This window comes from Anaerosoma tenue, assembly GCF_023161965.1.
Classification (GTDB): Bacteria; Actinomycetota; Coriobacteriia; order Anaerosomatales; family Anaerosomataceae; genus Anaerosoma; species Anaerosoma tenue.
This window is the reverse complement of the sequence record NZ_JALNTY010000002.1, coordinates 213,525-236,513: the sequence shown is the minus strand read 5'-3', so window position 1 is coordinate 236,513 and position 22,989 is coordinate 213,525. Positions and strand designations below refer to the sequence as shown.

The following is a 22,989-nucleotide window of genomic DNA, read 5'->3' as shown; positions in this document are numbered from 1 at the left end:
GGCCCTGCGCGTCATACCGGACGGATGGGCATCAGCACTTCGGTGCGGACTCGATCCGCCGGGACCTCGGGGCCGCTGAGGTAACGTTCCATCGGGGGTCCGTCGAGGTCGTAGCTGTGATCCTCCATCCACGCCCAGAGCGCCTGGTAGGTGGGAAGCACGCTGTCGTACGGCCCGATATGGATCGCCGACACCACCTTCATACCTTCCACACGCTTCACGCCGATACCGGTCTCGTCCGGCTCGATGTCCGCCGGGTCGCCGGACAAGGCGACCAGCAGTTCCCAGCGGGCGTCGGACCCGTCAGGCTCCGACGGGATGTTGAAGAACGCGGCGATCGGCGCTCCGGTGGCTTTGAGGTCATGCTCCTCGATCCAGGCGTAGAGGCGGTCGAACGCCGCAGGCATCTGGTCGTAAGAGCCTGTCATCGGCAGGTACGCCACCGTCATGGCCTTCATGTTCATTATGCTTGCCATCATGGGAGGCACTCCTCTCGGCGGGGTATATGCCCAAACGGGAGCATCGGCATGTGGGCCGCAGCACGGCTGTGGATGTCCGCGCCGATGCTTCGTCGGACAGTATGCACAAGAAGGGGGTCGAAGATATTGAGGCGTTTGCTGATCGGCGCGTTGATCGTAGCACTGGCGTTCGCGGTCGCGGGATGTTCGGCGATCGAGGACAAGATCGCTGAGGAGGTCAGCGAGGAGATCGTGGGTGGCATCGTGGGTGGCGATGTGGAGGTCGACGGGGACTCGGTCACCATGGACACCGGCGATGGCGAAGTGACGATCGAGGGCGGCGGCGAAGACCTGCCATCGGATTTCCCGGGTGACTTCCCGATGTACGGGGACGCCGACCTTGACTCGACTTCGAAGGTTTCGGACTCCAACGGCACGGTGTTCTACGTGAACCTGGTCTCTGGTGATGACGCGGTGGACGTGTACGAATGGTACAAGGCCGAGTTCGAGGGCGAGGGCTGGACCATCGTCGGCGACATGAACATGACCGACGACAGTGGCACGACGGCGATCGTCAGCGCGAACAAGGACGGCATGGAAGGATCGGTGACGGTGGGCACCACCGACACCGGCAGTGAGATAGGCGTCATCCTGAGCGTGCAGTAGTCCCGCAACAGTGGTGTGAGACGAGGCCCCCCGCCGGTACATCGGCGGGGGGCCTCGCGTGTTGCACCACGTCCGGGCGTTTGGTTTCCGTTTAGGACATGGTCGTAGGCTCCCGGTATGTTCAGGCCCCCGATGGGGCTGCGCCGCCAGACGTCGATCGCGTGAGGAGGTGAACGATCAGCGTGTCACGGGCAGCAATGGCGAAGTTCCCGGTCTCCCGATCATGGACAACGACGAATCGAGGAGTCGAGATGAAGAAGATCATCACCGTGGCGATGCTCGCGCTTGCGCTGGCGTTCGGTAGCACCGCATCGGCGTTCGCGGCCAGCACTCAGAACTACAGCATGATCGCGCCGCGCTTTCGCGCCGACATCTACACATCCAGCAAGGCTGTGAGCGCATATCGCGATTTCGGCGTGCGGCACAAGTACTCGGGCGGCAAGCCGATCCGCTTCGCGGTGTGCAACACGTCCTACCAGGCGATCGGCCCGACCGTGACGGTCTACCCGGGCGGCGCCTACGCACCGCTGGTTGACCTCTGGTACAACTCCACGGCGAGCACGCGCTACGTGCGGGTGCGGATGGACTCCGCGCTGTTCAACTACGTGACGATCCTGTGCCAGGGCACATGGGTCTGGAACTACTGAGGCATCGGAATCTGTGCAGTGTGGGGGCGGCTCGCGCCGCCCCCACCGGGGGGAGGCTCCATGAGGGGACCGGGCGCGCTGCTCCATGAGTTGGCGCGGCTCACGACGCGGCGACGCTTCGTGTTCGCCGGCGTGGTGATGCTCCTGTTCGGCGTAGCGTCGATGTTCGCCAGGCGGGGCGAACTGCTGATGCTCGCAGGGGTGGATGGTGTGGTGCAACATAGCGGGTCGATGCTCTGGTTGACCGAACTCGATGGCGCGGGAACGTTCTTCCTCATCTGGCCGATGATCATCGGCGGGACACTCGCCGAGGATCTCGAGTCGGGGCTCGCGTCACTGCTCATCACCCGTGCGGGATCGCGGTGGCGGTGGTTCTCGGCCAAGCTCGGCGCCGCGTACGTCAGCTCCACGCTGCTGCTGATCGCTCTTGCGGTCGTCTGGCTCGCTGCGGCTGCCGTCTTCGCGCCGTGGGACCCCTCCAACGCGGGTGCCGTGGTTCCCTGGGGTGAACGACTCGCGGTCTCGGCGCCGCTCCTGCTGGGCCTTGCCGTGGTCCTCATCCTCGGGCTGGCGGCCACGGCTACGAGCGCGACGTCGATGCTGCTGGCAGCGCTCGGTGCCGGTCGTACCGTCTCGCAAGTGGGGGCCACGATCGCCTATCTCGCGTTCATGTTCGCGCTGCCGGCTCCGGTGAATCCCGGAGAACGCGCGCGGATGCTGTCTTCTTTCGCCGAGTGGGCGACTCCGCTTACGACTGTGACGTACTGGTCGGCCATCCTCATCGTGGGCGCTGTGACCACCTACCTACTACTGAGAGCGCGGGAGAACCGATGAATCGTATCCAGACAGACGTGCCGGGCGCACCGCTTGTGGACGTTCGCGCCCTATGCAAGTCGTACGGGCCCAAGACGGTCCTCGATGATGTGACGCTCACGATCCGGCCGGGCGAGGTGGTCGGCCTCGTGGGACCCAACGGAGCCGGCAAGACGACGCTCATCCGCATCCTGTCCGGGATGTCCCGACCGTCCAACGGCGAGGGCTCCGTGCTGGGACGTGATGTCCGTTCCACGAGCGGCGATCTCCCGTTCATGGGGCTGATGGTCGAACGCCCCATGTTCATCGAGACCTTGAGCGGGAGGAAGAACCTCGAGCTGCTGTTCGGTATCCGCGGGGCGGTCGAGCCCGCTACCGCGTCCGATGTGCTGAGGCGTGTGGGGCTCGATCCGCACGACGGCAAGCCGGTGAGGACGTATTCGCTCGGGATGCGACAACGCCTTTCGCTGGCCCAGGCGATCGGTGAGCGTCCGCGGCTCGTGGTCCTCGACGAACCCACTAACGGTCTGGACCCGCGCGGGATCGTGGAGATGCGCTCCCTCGTGCGCGAGCTCGCGGACGTCGACGGGATGGGCGTTCTGCTCACCAGCCACCTCCTTCAAGAGGTCGAAGCGGTCTGCGACCGGGTGATCCTCCTGCACCACGGCCGTGCACAGCACGTGTACGAGCCGGCAGCCACGCTCGACAGTGTTGTCATGGTGCTGGAGGTGGCATCGGTCGAGGACGTGGGTCGCGTGGCATCGGTCGAGACGGTCGAGGTCATGGGCAGCGACGGCCCTACGCGCATGCGCATCCGGGTGCGCGAGGCCGTGCCCGACGCGGTGCGGATGCTCGTGATGGCCGATGTGGGCATCGAGGCGATCCATCGCGACAGCGCGGGGCTCGAGCGCGCGTACATGCAGTCGGTGAGTGCGTGATGAAGCAGACGTTGGCGCTGATACGGATGGAGCTCGCACGACTGTTCCTCTCACGCCGATGGTTCGCCGCGGTCGCGATGTGGGGCCTCGTCGGCAAGCTTGCCGCCGACGAGGTCAGGTCACACGCCTTCAACACGGGGATCGAGGGTTGGAGCGTTTTCGACGCGCACGCGGCGCTCGTGAACAACATGTTCTTCGTTGGTTTCCTGCTGCTGACGACGTTCGTGATGATCGCGTGCGACAGCCTTGCGCGCGACCGGGAGACCCGGCTGGCGCACGTGGTGATGGCGCGGGCGGGGAATCGGTGGCGGTGGTGGGTCGGCAAGGCCGTGCCGATGGTTCTGGCGGCGGTGGTGTTCCAGGTGGGTGTGCTGGGCGCGTCTCTGGCCTTGGCTGCCTACGAGGGTGGTGAAATGACGCGCGAGCCGTCAGCGTTCGCGCGCGGGGAGACGGGCGGACAAGATGCGATGGCCCAGCTCTTCTTCACGCCGGCACACCCGGGCGCGGACATGCTTGTCCGCGAGGTCGGCACGTCGCTCTACCTCTCACTCGGGTTCACGGCGATCGGCATGGCCGCCCTCGCGCTCACCGCGCGGTTTCCGGTGAGCTGGTTGCCGGGTCTTGCGTCGGTCGGCATCGTACTGCTCGATCGCATACTGAGTTGGTTCATCCATGGCTCGTGGTACTCGTGGGTCAGTCCGTCGGCCCGGCTGCTTGAGGCGATGCACTCAGCCGCAGTGGTCACCGACCCCCTGCCGCTGTGGTCGAGCCTGCTGTGGTGGGTCGCGCTGCTCGTGCTCTCCGCGATCGTCGGTGTCAGGACACTGCAGCGAGTGGACGTCTGAGCCCCGAGTCATCGGCCGTGTGAGGCTCACGCAGCACGACGCCCCACCGCGTGGAAGCGGCGGGGCGTCGTTGGTTCGAGGCCGAGTGACCTCGAGTATCCCTGCGTGACGTACCCCTACGCGGCAGCCACATCACCGCGGCGGTCGCGGGCGCGCTTGACCGCCTTTTCGATCTCGACCGCCCAGAAGACCACGCTGGAGAGTGCGAGAGCGATCAGGAGGTCGGGCAGCGAGAGCGCTTCGGTCTTGAAGACCTTCTGCATGAACGGCACGTAGATGGTGGAGAGCTGCAACACGAAGGTCAGCAGCACTGCGCCGAGCATCGGCTTGTTTGAGAAGATGCCGAGCTTGAACAGAGACTCTCGATCCGAGCGGATCGCCATCGCATGGCCCATCTGTGAGAGGCAGAGCACCGTGAAGACCATCGTGCGCCAGTACAGGTCGTGGTTCTCGGGCGCCCGGGGCATCGACCACGCCTGCATGAAGAGCGACGCCCCACCCATGAGCAAGCCCACCCAGATGAGGTGGGTGCCGAGCCCGTCGGCGAAGATCGACTCCTTGGGCGCGCGCGGCGGGCGTTCCATGATGCTGCGCTCGTGCGGTTCGCTCGCGAACGCCAGCCCGGGCAGACCGTCGGTCACCAGGTTGATCCACAGGATGTGGATCGGCAGCAGCGGGATCGGCATGCCGAGCAAGGGCGCGAGCAGGATCGTCCAGATCTCGCCTGAGTTCGAGGTCATCGTGTACTTGATGAACTTGCGGATGTTGTCGAAGATGCGGCGGCCCTCGCGGACCGAGCCGACGATCGATGAGAAGTTGTCGTCGAGCAGCACCATCGAGGCCGCTTCCTTGGCCACATCGGTGCCGGTGATGCCCATAGCGACCCCGATGTCGGCGGTGGCCAGCGCCGGAGCGTCGTTCACGCCGTCGCCGGTCATCGCCACGTATTCGCCGCGGTCCTGCAGCGCCTGGACGATCTTCAGCTTCTGCTCCGGAGCCACGCGTGCGTAGACACGGATGCCTTCAACGCGGCCCTCGAAGTCCTCGAGCGACAGTGCGTCGAGCTCGGTCCCGGTGATCATCTGCTCCTTGTGGTCGGCGATGCCGAGCCGCTTTGCTATCGCGAGTGCGGTAGCCGGGTGATCGCCCGTGATCATCACCGGGATGATGCCGGCCGTCTTGCAGGTGCCCACAGCCTGTCGCGCTTCTTCGCGCGGCGGATCCACGAGTCCCGTGTAGCCGATGAGGGAGAGGTCCTGCTCCAGGGCGGAGATGTCGTCGCCCGGTAGCTTGTCGAGCCGGCGCATGCCGAACGCCAGAACACGCAGCCCTTCAGCCGACCATCCATCCACGAGCGAGGCGGCGGCATCGGCGTCCAGCGGCACGGTCGAGCCATCCGTGATCATCGCGTCCCGGGAGCGCTCGAGGATCGCCTCGGCGGCGCCCTTTGTGAACGACACGTAACCGCCACCGGGCAGCTCATGCACCGTGGTCATCAGCTTCCGGTCGGAGTCGAAGGGCGCCTCGGCCGCTCGCGGCAGGTCCTTCGCCAGCGCAACCGGATCGAACCCGTTCTGTGCTGCGGCGCGGTAGAAGGCGATCTCAGTGGGGTCGCCCACGAGCTCGTCGTTCTGTCCGCTCACGTCGTTGGAGAGCGCAAGGGCCTTGCCGAGCCAGCTCACCCCGTCTTCCGGGTTGGCGAGCGTGTCGGCCGAAAGCGCCTGCGCATCGCCCGAGGCGAGGTGCTCCACCGTCATCTGGTTGAGCGTGAGGGTGCCGGTCTTGTCGGTGCATATATAGGTGACCGAGCCGAGCGCCTCCACTGCAGGCAGCTTGCGCACGAGTGTGTGCGTCTTCACGAGACGGCTTGCGCCGAGGGCGAGCGATATCGTCGCCACGGCAGGCAAGGCCTCCGGAACGGCGGCGACCGCGAGGCTCACGGCGGTGAGGAACATCTCGAGGATGTCACCACCCTGCACCACGCCAACGATGAAGACGATCGTGCACAGGCCGAGGGCCGCCATGCCGAGCTGCTTGCTGAACTGCGCGAGGCGCTTCTGGAGCGGTGTCTTCACGTCGCCGGTGGAGCCGAGGAGGTGGGCGATCTTGCCGAGTTCGGTGGCGAGCCCCACGCCGGTGACCACGGCGACCCCGCGTCCGTACACCACTTGCGTACCGCGATAGGCCATGCTGCTGCGGTCACCGATCGGGGAGTCGACCTCCCGGACAGGGTCAACATGCTTCTCCACGGGGAGAGACTCGCCGGTGAGCGCCGCCTCGGCGATGCGGAGGGTGGCAGCATCGATGAGCCGCATGTCGGCTGGCACGATACGCCCCGCCTCAAGCAGGACGATGTCGCCCACTGTGAGTTCGGATGCGTGGATCTCCCGGGTCTCGCCGCCCCGCCGCACCGTGGCCGTCTCGGAGGCCATCTCCTTCAGCGCCTCCATGGCCCGCTCGGCCCGGTATTCCTGGACCACGCCGATGACCGCGTTGAGCACCACGATCACGAGGATGGCGATCGTGTCGACCAACTCGCCGAGAACGCCGGAGATCACGGCGGCGCCAAGCAGGAGCAGGATCAGGAAATCCTTGAACTGGTCGAACACCATCGCGGGGATGGTGCGCTTCTCACCTTCGGGGAGTTCGTTGGGCCCCACGGCCTCTTGCCGGCGCGTCACCTCGTCGGGGCGAAGCCCGTCCGGCGTGCCGTCGAGCTGCCGGAGCACCTCCTCGGCGGGTACGGTGTGCGCCGCTTGCACCACGAACGCGGGATCGAGAGACGCTGGATCGAGCGGGGTGCGTTTCGACATGCTTCCTCCTGGGCGTGACGGGTCAGGACGCTACGGTTCCTGAAGGTCTCGCATGCGAGGTGTCTCGTTGGCAGGGCCGGGGCAGATGCGCCCGTGATGACGGCCTGCCTCCCGGTGCGGGACCGGGCAGCTACTCCCCTTCGGCGGGAATGATAGCGGAAGCGGGGCATGAGCGCGAGGGAGACCGCGGGTGGAAGCGGTGCGGGGGCGGCCGTCGTGCGCGCGTGTCCGGGTGACCCCGGTGCGTCAGTTCGCGCAGCAGGCTTGTTCGCGCCGCGTCAGTTCGCGCGGAAGGCCTCTTCGCCTCGTACCTCCACGATGCGGTTCTCGTCATCCACGAAGACGGCCTTCGGGATCCACGTTCGAGCCTCGGCATCCTCCAGCTCCACGTACGAGCCGAGTATCACCAGGTCGCCCTCGTGTACGAGGTGCGCCGCCGCGCCGTTCACGCAGACGGCGCCACTGCCGCGCGGGCCGGCGATGGTGTAGGTGGTGAGGCGGGCGGCGTTGGTCACGTCCCAGATGTGGACCACCTCGCCGGGCAGGATGCCGGCGGCGTCGAGCAGGTCCTCGTCCACGGTGACGCTGCCCTCGTAGTCCACGTTCGCTTGGGTGACGACGGCGCGGTGGATCTTGCCGCCGAGCATGGTGCGCTTCATCGTTGGTGCTCCCTCGGGTACACGCCGCGCGAGCGGTCGCGTCTCGATCCGGGCCTCAGGGGTGGAATTGTAGCATGCCGCAGCGTGTGCGTACTCTCGAGCGCCCCCACATTCGCGGTATGGTGGGCGGTGCAAGTGGCACCGTACGGGTTCGCGAGCACTGAACGGCAGGAGGCTGTGGCCATCGAAGCATCACCGGATCCCCGCGCCCAGGACTGGGAGCTCTGCCACGCATGCGGCGGCCTGTGCTGCTGCCTCTATCTCGCTCATGACGAGAACGGGGACTACATCGGACAGGAGTGGCTCCCGGAGTACATCGAGTCGTGGTTGGAGCGGTTCGTTGCCAGCGGGGCGCTCGTTCGTGACGGCGCCGGCCACGTGACCGGCGGGCACGGGGTCGTTCCGTATCACGATCCGCGCGTGAGTCACCTGCCCACAGCCGAGGGAGAGGCCTACCGCGCAACGTTGCCCGGATGGGTGGACGTCCGCAAGTGCCAGTTCTGTCATCCCGAGCATGGATGCCAGCTGCCGCATGAGTACCGGCCGCCACTGTGCCACGAGTATCGCTGCGAACTCTGGGAGCGGTAGGGAGTCGCCATGTTCATCCTCGAGGACCCGTACGTATCGCGAAGACTCGCGCTTGCCGTGGCTGGCTCAGGCGCACCAGTGCTCGACACGCCCGCCGCACGAACGGCGCTCGGCGCGCGCTTCGGGCTCTTGTCAGACGATGACTTCGCGCGGCGCTACCTCGAAGCCGAACGTCCGCGGCTGTACGCGAACTCCGAGAACGCGATCGGGTGGGTCGCGGAGCATCTCTCGGGCACGCCGCTTGCCGAGAGCGTCGACCTGTTCAAGGACAAGGTCCGCTTTCGCGACCTGCTCGCCGACCTCTATCCCGACTACCGGTACGCGGGTCTCACCCTGGAAGAGCTGGAGGGCTTCGATCCGACGTCCGTACGTGTGCCGTTCGTGGTGAAGCCCGCCGTGGGGTTCTTCAGCATGGGCGTGCACGTGGTCGACTCGATCGATGATTGGCCCGGAGTCGTGGCCGCCCTGCGAGACGAGGCATCCGCGCTCGCGTCGCTGTATCCGGACACGGTCATCGGTCTCGACCGCTTCATCGTCGAGGAGGTGATCGAGGGCGAGGAGTTCGCGGTTGACGCGTACTTCGACAGCGAAGGCGCGCCGGTGGTGCTCAACGTCCTCGGGCACCTGTTCGCCTCGGCAGACGACGTGAGCGACCGTGTGTACATCACCTCGGCGGAGTTGATCGAGCGCTGGGTGGAGCCGTTCACGGCGTTCCTTGCCGAGGTAGGCCGGCGGGCGGGCCTGAGGGATTTCCCGGTGCACGCCGAGTTGCGTGTGGATGCCAGCGGTCGCGTCGCCCCGATCGAGATCAACCCGATGCGGTTCGCAGGATGGTGTGTGACCGACATCGCGTTCCACGCGTACGGCATCGACCCCTACGAGTGCTTCATGGAGGGGCTTGCGCCCGATTGGCCCCGGATACTGGAGCGCCACCGGGGGAGCACCTTCGGCGTCGTCGTGGCGGACATCCCCGCTTCGATCGATCGTGAGGCGATCGAGTCGGTCGACTACGAGGCGCTCGAGACGCGCTTCTCCCGGCCGATCGAGGTGCGTCGAACCGACTTCCGCCGCTACCCGGTACTCGGATTCGTGTTCGCGGAGGTCCCCTCGGCGGACCTGCGGGAACTCAAGGCGATGCTCGGGGCCGACCTCACCGCCTACGTGCGCATGGCCGGCACCGCGTGACCCCGTACGCGCCGTGGGCGATAATGTGCATGCGGCGCACATGTTGCCTGGACTGGCCGCCGACGCGCGTGAGGAGTCGAGGATGATCGAGCGTTACACCCGTCCCGAGATGGGCCGGATCTGGGACCTGGAGAACAAGTTCGAGATCTGGAAGGAGATCGAGGTCCTCGCCTGCGAGGCGCAGGTGGAGCTGGGCGTGATGCCCGCCGAAGACGTGGCGGTGATCCGCCAGCGGGCGGCCTTCGAGGTGGAGCGCATCAACGAGCTCGAGGCCACGCTCAATCACGACGTGATCGCGTTCCTCACCAACATGGCCGAGCACATCGACGCCGGATTTGGCGTCGATGAGCCCAAGCCCAGCCGGTGGGTGCACTACGGCATGACGTCGAGCGACCTCGGCGACACCGCGCTCTGCTACCAGATGACGCAGGCGCAGGATCTCGTGATCGAGGACGTCCGCCGCCTCGGCCGTATCTGCGTGCGACGGGCGCAGGAGTTCGCGGACACGCTGTGCGTGGGCCGCACGCACGGCATCCATGCCGAGCCGATGTACTTCGGCATGAAGTGGGCCGCCTGGGCGCAGGCGCTCAAGCGTGCGGAGCAGCGCCTGATCGCGGCGCGCGAGTACTCGTGCGCGTGGGGCGCGATCTCCGGAGCGGTGGGCAGCTACTCCAACATCGACCCTCACGTGGAGGCGTACGTGTGCGAGAAGCTCGGCCTCGTTCCGGATCCCACCTCCACGCAGGTGATCGCGCGCGACCGTCACGCGCATGTGCTCGCCGTGCTGGCCACGGTGGCAGCCACGGCCGAGTGGATCGCCACCGAGGTGCGCGCGCTGCAGAAGAGCGACACCATCGAGGCCGAGGAGCCGTTCGCCAAGGGCCAGAAGGGCTCCAGCGCGATGCCGCACAAGCGCAACCCGATCACAGCCGAACGCGTGTGCGGGCTTGCGCGCGTGGTGAAGGCCAACGCGCAGGTGGGCTTCGACAACGTGGCGCTCTGGCACGAGCGCGACATCTCGCACAGCTCGGCCGAGCGCGTGGTGCTCGCCGACAGCTTCATCGCCACCGACTACCTCCTCGGCAAGCTCGAGTGGATCCTCGACGGCCTCGTGGTCTACCCCGAGGTCATGCGCGCGAACCTCGAGAAGACGCGCGGGCTCATCTACTCAAGCCGCGTGCTGCTTGAACTCGTGGACACCGGCATGAAGCGCGAGGACGCGTACCTCGTGGTGCAGCGGAACGCGATGGCCGTGTGGGACGACATCCAGCACGCGCGCGAGGGCGCCACCTATCGCGAGCGCCTTGAGGCCGACTCCGAGTGCGTGCTCACGGCCGAGCGACTCGACGCGATCTTCGACCCGCATGCGTTCCTTGCGCGGGCCGACGTGGTGCTGGAGCGCGTGCGCGGACTGGAGTTCTAGTACCCGCGCGCAAGGTCGACGGAGCTTTCGGGCGTGCGTCCTGATCGCAGGTCGTCGAGGGCGGCTGACAGGCTCCGGGCCACATCGCCGGCGTCGGTCACGGCCGCGATGTGCGGCGTGAGCGTCACCTGCGGGTGGTCCCAGTACCAGGCGTCGGCGGGAGGCGGCTCGGTAGGCAGCACGTCGAGCACCGCGTGCCGGAGGTGGCCGAGCTCGAGCGCTCGCCGCAGGTCGTCCATGGCCACGGAAGCTCCGCGTCCCACATTGATGAAGAGCGCTCCCTCGACTCTGCCGAAGATGGACATACCGATGCTTCCGGTGGTCTCGAGCGTCAGCGGCAGCGTGTTCACGAGCACGTTCGTCTCGCGGGGGACGGCGTTCGGGTCGGTGGCGGCTGCGACGCGCGAGAAGGCCGGGTGCTCGTGGCCGGTGCGGTTCACGCCGCACGTGTCGAAGCCGGCCCCCTGGAGCGCCTCGGCCACGCCCGCTCCGATCTCACCGGTGCCGAGGATCGTCGCGAGCGCACCGCCGGTCCGCGGTGCGTCGAGGGGCCGCCACACCCGGTCGGCCTGCTGCTCGCGGTACTCGGCCAGGTGATGCGCATCGGCGAGCGCGTACGCGAGGACGTAGAGCCCCATCTTCCGCGGCATGTCGCCCACGGTGCGCGTGAGGAGCACGGGGCGGGGGAGATCGCGCAGAGCCGGCGCCAACGCATCAACGCCCGCCATCATCGCGTGCACCCACACGATCGCCGACCGCTCGAAGCCTTCAGGCAGGCGGAAGCCGGTGTATGCGTCGGCCCATGCGAGGTCGTCGCTGGAAGGCGGCCCCTGGGAGACGACGCGCGTCTCAAGGCCGGGATACGCGGTGCCAAGCCGCTCGGCGACCTGTTCCGCAAGCGGTCCGGACAGAAGCAGACGATGGATGTCTCCGGGGTGAGTCGCTGCACTTGAGTCCTGGTTCATGAACATCTCCCCCGCAGGTTCGTCTAGGCGGCGTGGCGCTGCACCTCAGTCTAGGGACTCGGTAGCCGGGACGCCATGTGGTGACCGCCTGTTGCCGCCGCTCCTACATTTTTGTAGATTGTCCTATGGAGGTATGACATGGCCGACTACGTACAGATCTCCGCACAGATCAGCGAGGCGACACGTTCGCGGCTTGACCAGTACGCGCGCGAGACCGGCCTCAAGAAAGGGCGCCTGATCGAGGACGCGATCCAGGCGCACCTCGACGCGCTCGACGAGGTGCCGGCCGAGTACCTCATCCCGCACCGCGTAGTGGTGGATACGGAATCGTGGGAGCGGATCGTGGCCGAGATGGACCGTCCGGTCGAGCCGACGCCCGCTCTCCGCAGGCTCATGCGGTCCGATGCCGATTAGGTCGCTCGAGCGTTCCGACGTCCGGGAAGGCTTCAGTTCTGGCGAGCCCTCACTCGATCTGTTCCTGGGGCGCTACGCCTGGCAGAACCAGGCGCGCTATCGCCTCGGCGTGACGTACGTAGCGGTGGACGACGCCACGCGTCGTGTGAGCGGCTACTTCACGCTGGCGGCCGCGTCGATCGCCTGTGGCGAGCCGCCGGTTCGCCCGCCGGGCGGCTATGCCGAGGTTCCCTGCATCCGCATAGCACGCCTGGCGGTCGACCAGCGCGTGCAGGGGATGGGTCTTGGCAGCGAGCTTGTACACGCGGCTCTTGCGATCGCGCTCGCCGAGTCGGAGCGCGTGGGATGTGCGGGCGTGATCGTGGATGCACTGCCCGAAGCTGTATGTTTCTACGAGCGCTTCGGGTTCAGTCCGATCGGTGTGGTTGCGGGCACCGGCGCCAGACGTCCGCGGCCGACGCTCATGTGGCTTGGGATCGGCACCGTGCGCCGGGCGATTGGATGAGGTCCTTACTGGCCGATCAGCCGCACCCGGCATGAGGCGGTGGCGGCCTGCTTTCGGTCGGCGGTCACCAGTTCTGCGTCGAGTGCCGCCGCGAGCGCGATGAAGACGGCATCGTAGAGCGCGAGACGCTCCGCCTCTGCTATGCGGATGGCGCTGATCAGGAGCGCATCGTCGACCGGGGCAATCAGCAGGTCGGCGTCGGCGAGGCTATCGATGATCTCCTCGATCCGTGAGACTGGCTCGCGTCTGCTCGTGGGGATGTTCAGGATCTCCATCGGCAGATGCGCAGGCGCGATGAGCGCTACCTCATCCCGGCCGTGCGCATCGAGCAGCTGTGCAGCGATGTCGGCACCGGGCTCTGTGGTGTCGAACCACTTGAACGCCACGGAGGTGTCGATCACGACCGGCCGACCGGTGGAGATGCGCAGCGGGCTACTCATCGTCGGTACGCTCGCGATCCGTAAGCCACTCCGGGAGGGCATCACGGAACTGCCGGATTATGGTCACACCATCCGGTCCCGGCTGCATGCGCTTGCCGATCTCGGCCATATGCTCCTGCGCCCGCTCGATGCGCTTTCGGCGCTCTTCGCGCTCAGCATCCTCATCGATCCGGGCGATGTAGGCGGAGGTGGCCTCCTGGATGAAGCCGCTGCGGGTCGTGCCGGCCTCGGCCGCGCGCCGGTCGATCTCCTCCAGCATGCCCTCGGGAAACGAGATGTTCGCTTTGCCCATCGGTAGTCCTTACAGTAGCACTGACGGTAGCACTACCCTACACCGCCGGTCTGACATGGGCAAGGCGGCCGAAAGAGCGCACCGAGAAGGGCGCGCCACGAGGTGGCCGTTTGCCGCGCGCCCTACATCGGGATGTTGAGCACGTTCGGGCTGAACGCTCCGGCATCGTGCTGCCTCGCCGATCACCGTGAGGCACCGGATGACCTGGTCCTGAACGCCGGTGTCGAGGGCGAACCCCTGCGCGCTGACGCCATCGAGGTAGTCGACAGCGCGACGCGAGTACGTCACGACATCCATCAACGATGCCTCAGGGTCGCGCATAGAGCGTCCGTACGCTGTTCAGTATCCGGGAGCGCCGGCGGGGGTTCTCGCTGCGCTCGATGCCCGGGCGTGTGATCAGGTCGACCGGACGCCTGAGGATTGCGGCGAGCTCCGTCTCATGGTCGGCGAGCTCGAGGAGCGAAGGTACTCGGTCGGAGGCGTAGGTCGCGAGCACGTCCACGTCACTCTCAGGCCCGAACGCAGACGTGAGCACCGACCCGAACAACTCGAGACGCTCGATACCGTGCGACCGGGCGAATGCCGCGACAGCATCAGCCGGGGCGCGGGTTCGCGCAAGTGCGCGGAGCGCGTCAGCATCGGCTCCGGGGAGCGTGGTTTCGTAGGTGGCGGGCGCCTCGGCTGCGAGTGGCAACGGTGTCGGCGACCCCACACCGAGTACCTGCGCGACCGCGCTCACGCGTTCGAGCGAGACGTTACGGTACTTGGCAGTCTCCCAGCGGGTCACCTGAGGCTGCGACACACCAAGGCGCTGGCCGAGTTCGGCTTGCGTGATGCCGAGGGCTCTCCGCGTCTCTACCAGTAGTGGGCCGATGTCAGACAAGCTTGTCATGCTGCGATTATAACGAAAGCGTTATAGATATCACAGAGGTGATATTGATGTCCGACAACCTCACCGCCCTCTCACGCCTCCGGCCGCCACCGCCTCAACAACTGCGCATTGGCGGCCACGATCACCGTGCTCGCGCTCATCAGCACTGCGCCCACCGCCGGCGAGAGCGTGATGCCGGCCCAGGCGAGCACACCCGCGGCCAGGGGGATCGCGATGATGTTGTAGCCGGCCGCCCACCAGAGGTTCTGCACCATCTTCCGGTACGTTGCGCGCGAGAGCGACACGATCGAGGCCACGTCCCGGGGATCGGACCGCACGAGCACGATGTCGCCCGCCTCGATCGCCACCTCGGTACCCGCGCCGATCGCGATGCCCACATCCGCGGTCGCGAGGGCGGCGGCGTCGTTCACGCCGTCCCCGACCATCGCCACGCGCCTGCCCTCGGCTTGCAGATCCTCGATCGTTCGGGCCTTGTCGGCCGGCAGCACCTCGGCAAGCACGCGCTCGATGCCGAGTTCGGCGGCCACCGCATTGGCCACCTGTTGCGCATCACCCGTGAGGACGGCGCTCTCGATGCCCATGGCGTGTAAGCGCTTCACCGCTTCGGCAGACTCTGGCCGCACCGCGTCGCCGACGGCGAAGACCGCGGTCACTGTGCCGTCGACCACGAGGTAGGTCGCTGTGAGGCCCGCATCGCGCGCTTCGCCTGCGGCGCCCTCGAGCCCTGCAGGCACCGCGAGCCCGAGCGCTTCGAGCAGCGCCGGTCCGCCCACGGCCACGTCGCGCCCGTCCACGTGAGCCCGAACGCCCTGGCCCGGCAGCGACTCGAAGCCGCTCGCCGCGGGAACCGCCTGCCCTGCCTCTTCCGCGGCCGCCGCAAGCGCCCGGGCGATCGGGTGCTCCGAGTCGGACTCGGCAGAGCCAGCAAGGGCGGTCGCCTCATCCGCATCGAAGCCCGACAGCGCCGCGGAGCGCACCACGCGGTGCTCGGCCAGCGTGAGCGTGCCGGTCTTGTCGAAGACCACGAGGTCGAGCAGCCGTGCCGTCTCCAGCCCACGGCGTTCGCGCACCAGGAGCCCGTTACGCGCGCCGAGCGTGGTGGAGATCGCCACCACGAGCGGGATCGCCAGCCCCAGCGCGTGCGGACACGCGATCACGAGCACCGTCACCACGCGCTCCACGATGTACGACCACTCGGCGCCGGCGATCCACCAGCCGATCGCCGTGAGCGTGGCCGAGCCGATCGCCACGAACGTGAGCAGACGCGCCGCACGGTCGGCGAGATCCTGCACCCGTGAGCGCGACGCCTGTGCGCCGGCCACGAGCCGCATGATGCCCGCGAGCGCCGTCTCCTCGCCCGTATGCGTCACGCGCACCCGGAGCGACCCGGCGCCGTTCACCGTTCCCGCGATCACCGCGTCACCCGGCGCCTTGTCCACGTGACGCGACTCGCCCGTGATCATCGATTCGTCCACGGAGCTCTCGCCCTCGGCCACCTCGCCGTCGGCCGGTATGCGTGCCCCGGGCCGCACGAGCACGAGGTCTCCGGTGGCAAGCGCCGAGACCACCACGTGCTCGGCGGACCCGTCGGCCCCGATCCTCTCGGCCTCATCCGGCAGCAGGCTTGCCAGTTCGGCGAGCGCGCCGCTGGCCTGCGAGATCGACCGCATCTCGATCCAGTGGCCGAGCAGCATGATCGTCACGAGCGTGGCGAGCTCCCACCACAGGTCCATCCCCGGCGCGCCGAGCGTGACCGCGAGGCTGTAGCCGAAGGCCACGGTGATGGCGAGGGAGATGAGGGTCATCATCCCGGGCAGCCGGTCGGCGAGCTCGTTCCGCGCGCCCTTCAGGAAGGGGAGGCCGCCGTAGACGAACACGATCGTGCCAAAGACCGCGGGGATATACGCTGAGCCGGGGAACTCCGGCGCCGTATAGCCGAGGAGGTCCTGCACCATCTCCGACCAGACGATCGCTGGCACCGAAAGCACGAACGACAGCCAGAACTTGTCGCGGAACATGGCGGCGCTGTGCCCCTCATGGCGATCATGGGCGGAAGGGGAGCCGCTCCCGGTGTGGTGTTCGTGTGTCGTCATCGGCGCATCCTCCGAGTGGCCCGTTGGGTCCTAGTGCGTATCGTCCCCGAGGAGCCCTGGCGGTACACGCTCAGTGCCCACCCAGAGCATATCCGTGCGGAAGTATCAATTCTTCACAGATTGACAAACAACGAGGACCGCCGCGACTATGAAGACACCACGCAAAGCGAGGCATGAGGCCACGCTTTCTGCAGCACCGGCGCTGCAGCCGTCCAAGACCGGACGGGCGGGAACGTAGGGGTAGGTGGCCGTTGAGCCGCCTGGGAAGGGGTCCGATCCAACATGAACAAACTGCTTCGCGTGTCGCTCATGATGATGCTCGTTGCGATGCTCTCCGTGAGCATGGTGTTCGTCACCGGCTGTTCCGCAGAAGAGGAGCCGAGCGAAGAGCCCGCGGCCGAAGAGCCCGTGGAGGACGCCGAGGATCCTGAAGCCGAAGGGCCGGCCACCGAGGTTCCTGACGGCGAGGCCGCCCTCGAAGGCGCCTGCACCTCCTGCCACGATGTCACGCGCATCTACCTCCAGACCGAGATGACCGACTGGAACAACGTCATCGCCACGATGGAGACCGCTCACGGCGCCGTTCTCACCGATGAGGAGAAGGCCGCGATCACCGAGTTCCTCGAGTCGCGCAACCCGAGCGAGGGCGAGACGGTCATCCAGGGCAAGTGCACCACGTGCCACGACATGACCAACATCTACTCGCAGCCCGCGGGCACCGACTGGGAGAACGTCCTTGAGACGATGATGACGGTGCATGGCGCCGAGCTCACCGAGGCCGAGCAGGCGGCAGTGCTCGACTATCTTGAGAGCCACGGGCAGTAGGGCAGCACACTCGCTGCACGCACATGGTTGACGATTTGGGAGTCGCGATATGGATACCGCGGTCCGCGCCATAGCGCACTGCCTGCCAAGCAGCATGACCGTGCGGGTGCACACCCCCTTACCTCACCCGCTGCGAATGGTCGAGTAGCGCGACCTCCCAACTTCACGTCTGGTGAGGCCTTCCCCGAGCGATCGGGGAAGGCCTCATCCTCATGTGGGCTCAGGGGCGACCGGCGGGTTCGTCTCCCCGGTAGCCGCTCTCGATGAACTCGCGCAGGCCCTCCCGTGGCGTGAAGATCATCGCCCGGCCCTTCTTTCCGGCCACGAGATAGCCCTTCTCCGCGAGTTCCAGGAGGTCGGCCCGCGCTGTGGCGTAGACCACGTTATGCGTGGTCTTGTGGTACGCGATGCGGAACTCGGCCTGGGGGTTCTTGAGCGCTCTGCCGAGGATGGAGCGCTGCCGGTGGTTGATCTCGGGATCCCGCTGCAGAAGATCGCGCAGCTCCGCGTCCTCGCGCTCGAGCTCGTGGAGTTTCCAGTTGAGGTCAAGCAGCGCCACGAGCGCCAACTGAACGGAGAGGGTCGCGTAATCCGTGAGGTCCACGCCGTTGCGCTTGCGCCCCTCCGCATGCTCGACAGGTCCGTGCGATATCAGTGTCGACCCCAGCTTGCCATCCTCCCAGTCGAGCCTGGTCTGCGAAAGGGGCAGCAGGCCCAGGACCGGCAGACCCGTCTTGATCGTGTACAGGCGGAACGCGAGACGGCCTACCTGGCTGTTCACGTTGGGCAGGGGCTGGTAGAAGCGGAACAGGTCGGGCAGCAGCAGAGCCCTGAAGACGGCGTGGTCGTGCATGTCGCCGCTGAGGTGGTTGGCGTAGTCGCAGATGTACTTGGTCTGCCGGCTGGCGTGCTCGGCGGTCCGGCCCGACGCGTAGTCGAACGAGACGGTCCCGAGCCGCTGCTCGGTATGCACGAGGCCATCTATGTCCACACCCTCGATCACCAGACTCCTGAGATGCACGAGCAGTTCGAGAGAGAACGGCTCGTTGCGCAACTGCTCGAGCCGGTCGAGGGCGCGCAGGGTGTTGTAGACCAAAAGCTCATTGTCGGTGTGTGGCGCGCGTTCGGTGCGAAGCATCTCCTCGTAGTCTTCCGCCGAGATCGCGAGGCCGTCGAGCCGGGCGGCCGCGATCGTCTCGTCGATCCTGGAGCGTACGAGCACCGCCGTGTTGCGCGTGGCGGTGAGCCTCCGGTACAGGCTGGAGTCGGCCCTGCACAGGCACTGGATCTGCGCGATCGAGTCCGCGATCTCGTGCGTGCGGTGATACCAGTAGTCGTTGCCGTCGAGGTCCGGGACCGGGATCTCGATACCCATCGCACGGTTGAGCAGCCGCATCAGGTCCCAGACGGCTTCACGGCCCAACTCACCAGACAGCGGCATGGCCTGGAACTCATCCCAGCTGAGATGGGCGGCGGTCACTCGCTTCAGCAGCCGGGCCATATCCGGATCCTCTGTGAGTGCGTGCCTGAGTTGCGCGTAGAGCGGAGTGTCGGTCATGTGCCGGTCCAATCGATCCTCACGAATACGCCCTGTGAGCCCGACTATAGCGCAGCTCAGGCGCGTTGAACCCCCCAACTATCAACTATTGAGAGATTGACACTAACTGTCGCCAGACGGTCAATGTAAGGAGCAGCAGGCCCGGCAGATACATCTATGCCTGCAATCGAGATCAGGGGAAGGGGTGTGCGCATGAGTAAACGCGCGCTCACAAGCGTCATTCTGGCGCTGGTGTTCGCGGTCGGAGCGGTCTACGCCTGGCAGGTGGCGGCAACCGACGGCTCCGAGCTTCTCTTCGACTCCGGCTGGTGGCTGGTCTTCGCAGCACCGCTGGTGGGCATCTTCGCGGCGGGGCTCACCCGTCGAGAGGACCCGCGAATCGAAGGGGACAAGGTGCTGCGCCACGACGGCGCGGCGATCCTCGAGCACTGGACGCACGGCATCGGCACCATGATGCTGCTCGTCACCGGCATCGCGCTCGGGTTCCTGTTCGTCCCGCGTCTGGTGTCAAGCGGCACGTGGACCTGGGCGATGATGAACCTGCACTTCGTCTTCGTGGTGATGTTCCTGTTCGGCACCTTCTACTACGGCGCGAACACACTTCTTTCAGCGCACCGTTTCAAGGAGCACCTGCCGACCAAGGACTTCTGGGAGTACACGAAGAACCACTACGGACACCTCCTGGGCGTGAAGAGCTGCACCATGCCGCCCGAGGACAAGTACTTCGAGAGCGAGAAGATGGCCTACATCCTCGCCCTGGCCTCCACGGTGCTGATCATCGTGACCGGGCTTCTGAAGGCCCTCGCGCACGTGGTCGACATGCCGGCGGGCCTCATGGGCGCCACCACGCTGGTGCATGACGTCTCCACCATCGCGATGCTCGCCTTCTTCCTCGCCCACGTCTTCTTCGCGGCGATCCTGCCGATGAGCTGGCCGGTGCTCAAGAGCATGTTCACCGGCTACGTGTCGGTGGAGCAGGCCAAGAAGGAGCACGCCGGCTGGTACAAGCGCCTCACGAAGACCGGAGACGCGCCCGAGTAAGGGTGCGCGGACGATATCTGAAAGGACATCTCCACATGGCGGACAACGATATCAAGACGACCGAGGGCCAGGGCTACTCACGCCGGCAGTTCTTCGCCGGTCTGGGTGGCGTGGGCGTCGGCGCGCTGCTCGGCGGCTTCGTCGTCAAGGGCTTCATCGTGCCCGAGCAGGTCATGGCGCTGCCGGCCTCGGAGGGCTATCTCCTGGTGGACACCAAGAAGTGCGCGGGCTGTGATACCTGCATGCTCACGTGCTCGATGGTGCACCACGGACGCGTGAACCCCGCGCTCTCCCGTATCCAGGTCACCAAGAACCCGTTCGGCAAGTTCCCGTACGACATGGAGCAGGTGCAGTGCCGTCAGTGTCCCGCACCCGCGTGTGTCGAGGCCTGCCCCACCGGCGCCAACCATGTGAGCGAAGAGAACGGCAACGTGCGCATGGTGGACGAGAGCAAGTGCGTGGGTTGCGAGCGCTGCGTGTACGCATGCCCGTTCACCCCGTCGCGCATGCAATGGAACCACGAAGACAAGCACGCGCAGAAGTGCGACCTGTGCGCCAACACGCCCTACTGGAACGAAGAGGGTGGACCCGGCGGAAAGCAGGCGTGTATCGAGAGCTGCCCGATGCGCGCGATCTCGTACACGACCGACGTTCCGGTGCAGCAGGAGTGGGGCTACATGGCCAATCTCCGCAACCACCACTGGGGCTGGCTGTCACTCGATACCACGGACTTCGGCAAGGAAGCCGACTTCGAGCTGCCGACCAACCCCGTTCCCCCGGCGGCAGCACCAGCCGAGTAAGACGGATCGTTCCCAGTCCACCCAACGTCTCTGACGGCGTTCAACAAGGAGGCACGGCACATGGCAACAGGCGGATACGTCGGCAAGATCCTGTATGTGAATCTTACCGACAAGACCACTGAGGAGATCCCCACCTCCCAGTACGAGGAGTGGGGAGGCGGCTACGGTATCGGACAGGCGCTCTTCTGGGATCGCGTGCCCGACAAGACCATCGACGGCTTCGACCCGGCCAACATGGTGAGCTTCATGACGTCACCGATGTGCGGGACGGGCGCGCCTTCGGCGACGGGCCGCACCGAGGTCACCGGCATCGGCATCCAGCAGTACCCGATCGGGTGGTTCACTCGCTCCAACTTCGGCGGCCGCTGGTCTGCGATGCTCAAGTATGCGGGCTATGACGGCGTGGCTGTTCAAGGTGCTTCGGACACCCCCGTATGGATCAACATCGTCAACGGCAAGGTGACGTTCGAAGACGCCACCGGTCTCTGGGGTCTCGATACACACGAGACCCAGGAGGAGATATGGAAGATCGTCACAGGCAACGTCGACTTCCGTGACTGGTGGGACGCGGATTCTACCCGCGACTCCGGTCGTACCACGGCAAAGCCGGCCGTGGTGTGTATCGGCCCTGCGGGCGAGGCGCAGACGCGCAACGCGTGTCTGCTTCACGACTCCGGCAACGGCGGCGGCCAGGGCGGCTTCGGCGGGATCCTTGGCGCGAAGAACCTGAAGGCGATCAGCTGCATCGGCACCGGCAGCGTGCCGGTGGCCGATCCGGCCGCGCTGATGGATATCCGTCTTGAGCTCAAAGAGGTCCACGGATACAACGTCGATGATCCCAAGGTTGAGCAGCCGCTCACAGGCCAGGGCACCTCTCTGTTCGGCATCAACACCAACCAGCCGGGGTACGCTCACCTGCTCTGGACCGCGAACCAGCCTGCACGCCCCCAGGGGTGCATGGGCTGCTTCAAGAACTGTCGCATGAACTTCGCCAGCGGCCTCGCCAACGGCGACATCTGCGTTGAGGGCCTCTTCTGGGCGGCCAGCGGCGATCTGAACGAGCAGATGGCGGCCATCACGCTTCTCGACCGGCTTGGCATCAACGCCTACGACCTCATCAACGGCCACAGCTACCTGCACTCGCTCTACAAGATGGGGATCCTCGGCCCCGGCAAGGAGATCCATTCGGAGCTGCCGTGGGAGGAGTACGCCACCTACGGCTTCATCGAGAAGCTGCTTCACGCTATCGCCGACGGCACCGACATCGGCGCCGACCTGCAGGACGGCGTGACCCGCGCAGCGGTCAAGTGGGGCCGCTACGAGGAAGACATCGCCAGCGGTCTGCTCAACCGTCCGCAATGGGGCTTCCAGGAGCACTACGATCCGCGTCTTGAGGTGGAGTGGAGCTACGGCTCGCTCTTCGGCGACCGCGACATCAACGAGCACGGCGTGAACTGGTGGGTCCACTGGATGCCGCTCGTGACCGCCGCATTGGGCGTGCCTGCACACTTCTCGGCCGAGCGTATGGTCGAATTGCTTGCCGAGGCCACCGGCGTGGGCGACCCCGACGGCTGGGACTATAGCGAAGAGGGGATCTATGCCGATCCGAAACTCAAGGCGGTCGCATGGCATCGTCACTACGGGAGATTCTGGCTCCAGTCGATGCTGCTCTGCGACTGGGCGTGGCCGCAGCTCGCGAGCGTGAACACGGAGGATAACAAGGGAGCGACACCCGAGTACGAGATTCGCATGTACAAGGCCGTGACCGGCAAGGACATCACGTACGAAGAGAGCCTTGAGATGGGCCGCAGGATCTGGAACCTCGGCCGCGCGATCTGGACGCTGCAGGGACGCCACCGCGACATGGAGGTCTTCTCCGGTTACGTCTACGACGTGCCCACGACGGCCCCATACTTCCTTCCTGTGAAGGAGAACGGCGAGTGGAAGTACGGCATCTGTCTCGATCGCACGCTCGACCGCGAGAAGTTCGAGGACACCAAGACGCGCTTCTACGCGCTTGAGGGATGGGCAACCGACAGCGGTTGGCCGACCCGCGCCGGGCTGGGCGAACTGGGCCTCGACCATGTGGCCGATGAGCTCGAGAAGAACGGCAAGCTGGGAGCGTGATG

22 protein-coding genes and 1 pseudogene are annotated in these 22,989 nt (G+C 66.3%); 14 read left to right on the top strand and 9 right to left on the bottom strand.

Annotated features, from left to right (window positions below; genetic code table 11):
- Window positions 1–11 precede the first annotated feature (11 nt).
- Entirely contained in the window at window positions 12–479 is a 468-nt protein-coding gene (locus tag MSB02_RS06125) for a GyrI-like domain-containing protein (RefSeq protein WP_267194351.1), read from the bottom strand.
- Window positions 480–605: 126 nt separating this feature from the next.
- Between MSB02_RS06125 and MSB02_RS06120 the strand changes: the two genes are divergently transcribed.
- From MSB02_RS06120 to MSB02_RS06100, 5 genes and pseudogenes are all read left to right on the top strand, one after another.
- Window positions 606–1,124, top strand: coding sequence for a hypothetical protein (locus MSB02_RS06120; RefSeq protein WP_267194350.1), 519 nt, complete (start codon window positions 606–608; stop codon window positions 1,122–1,124).
- A 251-nt stretch (window positions 1,125–1,375) separates the two neighbouring features.
- Window positions 1,376–1,771 (top strand): hypothetical protein, encoded by a 396-nt coding sequence (locus tag MSB02_RS06115; RefSeq protein ID WP_267194349.1) that lies wholly within the window; start codon window positions 1,376–1,378, stop codon window positions 1,769–1,771.
- 60 nt (window positions 1,772–1,831) lie between these two features.
- Complete coding sequence (locus MSB02_RS06110; protein WP_267194348.1) at window positions 1,832–2,605, top strand: hypothetical protein; 774 nt, start codon at window positions 1,832–1,834, stop codon at window positions 2,603–2,605.
- Window positions 2,606–2,697: 92 nt separating this feature from the next.
- Window positions 2,698–3,522 (top strand): annotated as a pseudogene (locus tag MSB02_RS06105) (ABC transporter ATP-binding protein); the annotation flags it as partial.
- On the top strand, window positions 3,522–4,367 hold the full coding sequence (locus tag MSB02_RS06100) for a hypothetical protein (protein ID WP_267194346.1): 846 nt from the start codon (window positions 3,522–3,524) through the stop codon (window positions 4,365–4,367). The pseudogene MSB02_RS06105 and the gene MSB02_RS06100, both read left to right, overlap by 1 nt.
- Before the next feature lie 116 nt (window positions 4,368–4,483).
- On the opposite strand, the gene MSB02_RS06095 is transcribed toward MSB02_RS06100, so the two are convergent.
- A complete protein-coding gene (locus MSB02_RS06095; protein ID WP_267194345.1) occupies window positions 4,484–7,180 on the bottom strand; it encodes a cation-translocating P-type ATPase in 2,697 nt (898 codons plus the stop codon).
- 278 nt (window positions 7,181–7,458) lie between these two features.
- Entirely contained in the window at window positions 7,459–7,839 is a 381-nt protein-coding gene (panD, locus tag MSB02_RS06090; RefSeq protein WP_267194344.1) for an aspartate 1-decarboxylase, read from the bottom strand.
- Between the two features lie 129 nt (window positions 7,840–7,968).
- Here panD and MSB02_RS06085 point away from each other — a divergent pair, with 129 nt between their 5' ends.
- The 3 genes from MSB02_RS06085 to purB all read left to right on the top strand — a co-directional run bounded on the left by MSB02_RS06085 (window position 7,969) and on the right by purB (window position 11,035).
- Complete coding sequence (locus MSB02_RS06085; protein WP_267194343.1) at window positions 7,969–8,427, top strand: hypothetical protein; 459 nt, start codon at window positions 7,969–7,971, stop codon at window positions 8,425–8,427.
- A gap of 9 nt (window positions 8,428–8,436) precedes the next feature.
- The gene (locus MSB02_RS06080) at window positions 8,437–9,612 is read left to right on the top strand and encodes an ATP-grasp domain-containing protein (protein ID WP_267194342.1); all 1,176 of its coding nucleotides are present in this window, start codon (window positions 8,437–8,439) and stop codon (window positions 9,610–9,612) included.
- 82 nt (window positions 9,613–9,694) lie between these two features.
- Window positions 9,695–11,035 carry an adenylosuccinate lyase gene (gene purB / locus MSB02_RS06075; RefSeq protein ID WP_267194341.1) on the top strand — a complete coding sequence of 447 codons (1,341 nt, stop codon included), beginning with the start codon at window positions 9,695–9,697 and terminating at the stop codon, window positions 11,033–11,035.
- Here purB and MSB02_RS06070 read toward each other — a convergent pair.
- The gene (locus tag MSB02_RS06070) at window positions 11,032–12,000 is read right to left on the bottom strand and encodes an NAD(P)-dependent oxidoreductase (RefSeq protein ID WP_267194340.1); all 969 of its coding nucleotides are present in this window, start codon (window positions 11,998–12,000) and stop codon (window positions 11,032–11,034) included. The two genes, purB and MSB02_RS06070, sit on opposite strands and share 4 nt — an antisense overlap.
- A gap of 138 nt (window positions 12,001–12,138) precedes the next feature.
- Between MSB02_RS06070 and MSB02_RS06065 the strand changes: the two genes are divergently transcribed.
- On the top strand, window positions 12,139–12,414 hold the full coding sequence (locus tag MSB02_RS06065; protein WP_267194339.1) for a type II toxin-antitoxin system TacA family antitoxin: 276 nt from the start codon (window positions 12,139–12,141) through the stop codon (window positions 12,412–12,414).
- Window positions 12,404–12,919 (top strand): GNAT family N-acetyltransferase, encoded by a 516-nt coding sequence (locus tag MSB02_RS06060; RefSeq protein WP_267194338.1) that lies wholly within the window; start codon window positions 12,404–12,406, stop codon window positions 12,917–12,919. The genes MSB02_RS06065 and MSB02_RS06060 overlap by 11 nt, the downstream gene beginning before the upstream one ends.
- A gap of 5 nt (window positions 12,920–12,924) precedes the next feature.
- Here the strand turns inward: MSB02_RS06060 and MSB02_RS06055 are convergent, their stop codons facing one another.
- The 4 genes from MSB02_RS06055 to MSB02_RS06040 form a co-directional block, all read right to left on the bottom strand.
- A complete protein-coding gene (locus MSB02_RS06055) occupies window positions 12,925–13,359 on the bottom strand; it encodes a type II toxin-antitoxin system VapC family toxin (protein WP_267194337.1) in 435 nt (144 codons plus the stop codon).
- Window positions 13,352–13,651 (bottom strand): type II toxin-antitoxin system HicB family antitoxin, encoded by a 300-nt coding sequence (locus MSB02_RS06050; protein ID WP_267194336.1) that lies wholly within the window; start codon window positions 13,649–13,651, stop codon window positions 13,352–13,354. Before MSB02_RS06050 ends, MSB02_RS06055 begins: the two co-directional genes overlap by 8 nt.
- A gap of 307 nt (window positions 13,652–13,958) precedes the next feature.
- The gene (locus MSB02_RS06045) at window positions 13,959–14,534 is read right to left on the bottom strand and encodes a helix-turn-helix domain-containing protein (protein WP_267194335.1); all 576 of its coding nucleotides are present in this window, start codon (window positions 14,532–14,534) and stop codon (window positions 13,959–13,961) included.
- A gap of 80 nt (window positions 14,535–14,614) precedes the next feature.
- The gene (locus tag MSB02_RS06040) at window positions 14,615–16,636 is read right to left on the bottom strand and encodes a heavy metal translocating P-type ATPase (RefSeq protein WP_267194334.1); all 2,022 of its coding nucleotides are present in this window, start codon (window positions 16,634–16,636) and stop codon (window positions 14,615–14,617) included.
- 282 nt (window positions 16,637–16,918) lie between these two features.
- Here MSB02_RS06040 and MSB02_RS06035 point away from each other — a divergent pair, with 282 nt between their 5' ends.
- Window positions 16,919–17,461, top strand: coding sequence for a hypothetical protein (locus MSB02_RS06035; protein WP_267194333.1), 543 nt, complete (start codon window positions 16,919–16,921; stop codon window positions 17,459–17,461).
- Window positions 17,462–17,681: 220 nt separating this feature from the next.
- Here the strand turns inward: MSB02_RS06035 and MSB02_RS06030 are convergent, their stop codons facing one another.
- Entirely contained in the window at window positions 17,682–19,019 is a 1,338-nt protein-coding gene (locus tag MSB02_RS06030) for a Fic family protein (protein WP_267194332.1), read from the bottom strand.
- Window positions 19,020–19,211: 192 nt separating this feature from the next.
- Between MSB02_RS06030 and MSB02_RS06025 the strand changes: the two genes are divergently transcribed.
- From MSB02_RS06025 to MSB02_RS06015, 3 genes are read left to right on the top strand one after another with little or no spacing between them, the layout of a single operon-like run.
- Window positions 19,212–20,060: a cytochrome b/b6 domain-containing protein gene (locus tag MSB02_RS06025; RefSeq protein WP_267194327.1), complete on the top strand. Its 849-nt coding sequence runs from the start codon at window positions 19,212–19,214 to the stop codon at window positions 20,058–20,060.
- A gap of 35 nt (window positions 20,061–20,095) precedes the next feature.
- Complete coding sequence (locus MSB02_RS06020) at window positions 20,096–20,860, top strand: 4Fe-4S dicluster domain-containing protein (RefSeq protein ID WP_267194331.1); 765 nt, start codon at window positions 20,096–20,098, stop codon at window positions 20,858–20,860.
- A gap of 60 nt (window positions 20,861–20,920) precedes the next feature.
- Window positions 20,921–22,987: an aldehyde ferredoxin oxidoreductase N-terminal domain-containing protein gene (locus MSB02_RS06015; RefSeq protein WP_267194330.1), complete on the top strand. Its 2,067-nt coding sequence runs from the start codon at window positions 20,921–20,923 to the stop codon at window positions 22,985–22,987.
- Window positions 22,988–22,989: the final 2 nt, after the last annotated feature.